This window comes from Alcanivorax sp. HI0083 (assembly GCF_001635175.1).
Window position 1 is genome coordinate 1 of sequence record NZ_LWFX01001231.1, and the last position, 1,897, is coordinate 1,897.

Annotated in this window: 2 protein-coding genes; both read left to right on the forward strand. The window is 59.6% G+C overall.

Annotation, left to right across the window (positions count from 1 at the left end; genetic code table 11):
* Positions 1-370 (forward strand): bifunctional 3-hydroxydecanoyl-ACP dehydratase/trans-2-decenoyl-ACP isomerase (gene fabA, locus A3754_RS17905; RefSeq protein WP_063520791.1); only part of this gene is annotated, 370 nt, incomplete at its 5' end.
* Between the two features lie 9 nt (positions 371-379).
* Entirely contained in the window at positions 380-1,594 is a 1,215-nt protein-coding gene (gene fabB, locus A3754_RS17910) for a beta-ketoacyl-ACP synthase I (protein ID WP_063520792.1), read from the forward strand.
* Positions 1,595-1,897 lie beyond the last annotated feature (303 nt).

A 1,897-nucleotide genomic window follows, 5' to 3' on the forward strand; every position in this document is an offset into this window, starting at 1 on the left:
CGGCAAAGGCGAAATCGTTGCCGAGCTGGATATCCGGCCGGACCTCTGGTTCTTCGATTGCCACTTCGAAAGTGACCCGGTGATGCCGGGCTGCCTGGGCCTGGATGCCACCTGGCAATTGCTGGGCTTTTTCCTGGGCTGGGTGGGCAACCCGGGCCGTGGGCGCGCTCTGGGCGTGGGCAATGTGAAGTTTTCTGGCCAGGTGCTGCCCACTGCCAAGAAACTGACTTACCGAATCGACCTGAAACGGGTCATTTCCCGCAAACTGGTGCTCGGCCTGGCCGATGCCACCGTGTCCGTGGACGGGAAAGACATCTACCAGGCCGACGACCTGAAAGTTGGCCTGTTCACTTCCACCGACGGTTTTTAGGAGCGACTCATGCGCCGCGTAGTAATCACCGGGATGGGCATTGTCTCCTGTCTGGGCAACGACACAGACAGCGTCACCCGTTCATTGCGGGAAGGCCGCTCCGGTATTCGCTTTAAAGAGGAATACCAGGAAATCGGCATGCGCAGCCAGGTAGCAGGCACACCCACTATCCAGCTGGACGACTTCATTGACCGCAAGCCACGCCGCTTTATGGGCGATGCGGCTGCCTACGCCTACGTGGCCATGCAAAATGCCATTGCCAATTCCGGCCTCAACGACGAACAGGTCAGCCATGAACGCACCGGTTTGATTGCCGGCTCTGGCGGGCACTCGTCCTTTAACCAGGTGGAAGCGGCGGATATTGCCCGCAGCCGCGGCGTGAAACGGGTTGGCCCCTACATGGTGCCGCGAGTGATGGCCTCCACCGTATCGGCGTGCCTGGCCACACCGTTCAAGATCAAGGGGGTGAACTACTCCATCGCCTCCGCCTGTGCTACCAGCGCTCACTGCATCGGCAACGCCGTGGAACAGATTCAACTGGGCAAGCAGGACGTGGTCTTTGCCGGTGGTGGTGAAGAGGAACACTGGACGCTGAGCTGTCTGTTCGATGGCATGGGCGCCCTCTCCAGCAAATATAACGACACACCGGAAAAAGCGTCGCGCGCCTACGACGCCACCCGCGATGGTTTCGTGATTGCCGGCGGTGGCGGCATGGTGGTGGTGGAAGAACTGGAACACGCCAAGGCCCGTGGCGCGACCATCTACGCCGAAGTGCTCGGTTACGGCGCTACCAGTGATGGCCACGACATGGTCGCCCCCAATGGCGAAGGCGCAGCGCGTTGCATGCGCCAGGCGCTGGCGACAGTAGAAGGCCCGGTAGACTACATTAACGCCCACGGCACCAGTACGCCGGTGGGAGACGTGGCCGAATTGAAAGCCATCCGTGAAGTCTTTGGCGATCAGTGTCCGGCGATTGGCTCTACCAAAAGCCTGTCCGGCCACAGCCTGGGTGCGGCCGGGGTACAGGAAGCCATTTATTGCATGTTGATGATGCAGAATGACTTCACCGCCATCAGTGCCAACATTGAAACCCTGGATGAAAAAGCCGACGGCATGCCTGTGCTGGTGAAAGGCAAAGACAGCGGCCCGACCACCGTGCTGAGCAACAGTTTCGGCTTCGGCGGCACCAACGCCAGCCTGGTGCTGCGTAAATGGGAAGGCTGAGTTCAACCTTGTGCAGTAATGGCTGACAATGCCAAAAGCGTTATTCGGCCCTCACCAAAAGAGCCCGGCACTTACCGTAGCCGGGCTTTTTTGTGGTTTCCAGCGGCCAGTGGGACCGGCGCCGAATCAGAACTTGTGGATCATGCCCACGGAAAACGCCATGCCGGACTCGTCCACATCATTGATAGTGCCCGCCGGATCGAAGTCCGTGTCTGAGGCAGAAATCAAGCCATAAGCAGTGGTGAAATCACCCAGTTTGTAGTCTGCGCCCACCGTCAGCGTGGCCACATCCAGATCCAGATC

Excerpts from the sequence above, each read along its gene's own strand:
- fabB (WP_063520792.1), top strand. The coding sequence starts at position 380 with ATGCGCCGCGTAGTAATCACCGGGATGGGCATTGTCTCCTGTCTGGGC.